Here is a 1043-nt window from a genome sequence, read left to right on the forward strand (position 1 = left end):
GACGGCAACGGCCGCGACAACAACCCGGCCGACCAGGGCGACTGGAGCGCCGCCGGCGAGTGCGGCACCGGCTCCAAGGCCAGCGACTCCTCCTGACGATGCCCGCCTCGACCTGACGGACCTGTTCGTCTTCCCCGCCGCGGAGAGCGGACGCACCGTCCTGATCATGAACGTCAACCCCTTCGCCCCCACCCAGGGCGAGGCGTTCCACCCCGACGCCGTGTACCGCCTCAACGTGGACACCGACGGCGACCACATCGCCGACCTGGCGTTCAGCTTCGTCTTCTCCACCCCCGACGACGGCGGGCAGACGGTCACCGTCCACCGGGCGGCCGGCGATCAGGCGCGCCGGCACTCGGCGGACGGAGAGGCCGTCATCTCCGACGCGGCCGTCGCCTTCGGGGCCGATCCGAACGTCGTGACCGGCAACGGCTACCGGTTCTCCGCCGGGCTGCGCAGCGACCCGTTCTTCGCCGACCTCGACGGCATCGTCAACGACTTCACCTGGACCGGCAACGACTTCGGGATCGACAAGAACGTCTTCGGCATCGTGCTGGAGGTCCCCGACGCCGAACTCGGCGACGGTCCGATCGGCGTCTGGGCGCGGGTCAGCCTCCGGCAGGACGGCGAGCTGGTCTCCGTCGACCGCGGCGCCCACCCCTCCCTGACCGCGTACTTCAACGCGGAGGAGGTCAAGGAGAAGTACAACGCGGGCGAGCCGGCCGACGACTGGGACACCTACCGCGAGGCGTGGACCGCGGTCCTCGCCCACACCGGCGGATACGGCACCGAGGACGCCGAGGAGGCCCTGCGCACCGTGCTGCCGGACGTCCTGCGGTACGACCGCGGCCGGCCGGCCGCCTATCCGAACGGGCGCACGCTCACCGACGACGTCACCTCCGCCCGCCTCGCCATGGTCTCCGGCGGCAAGATCACGGACGATCACAGAACGGAAGAGCACACGACTGAACACCAGTCACCGCACAGGAAATATCGTAAGACCTCATCTGATATAAAAAGTCAGGGCGGTTGCGGTCGCGTGT

Annotated in this window: 1 protein-coding gene; it reads left to right on the forward strand. The window is 69.4% G+C overall.

Annotated features, from left to right (window positions below; genetic code table 11):
* Positions 1-121: 121 nt before the first annotated feature.
* Positions 122-1043, forward strand: a 922-nt coding sequence (locus AB0O29_RS36395; RefSeq protein ID WP_365160844.1) for a DUF4331 family protein, incomplete at its 3' end; no start/stop codon positions are given.

Origin of the sequence: Streptomyces sp. NPDC089915, from assembly GCF_040684675.1 — a bacterium.
Taxonomy (GTDB): domain Bacteria; phylum Actinomycetota; class Actinomycetes; order Streptomycetales; family Streptomycetaceae; genus Streptomyces.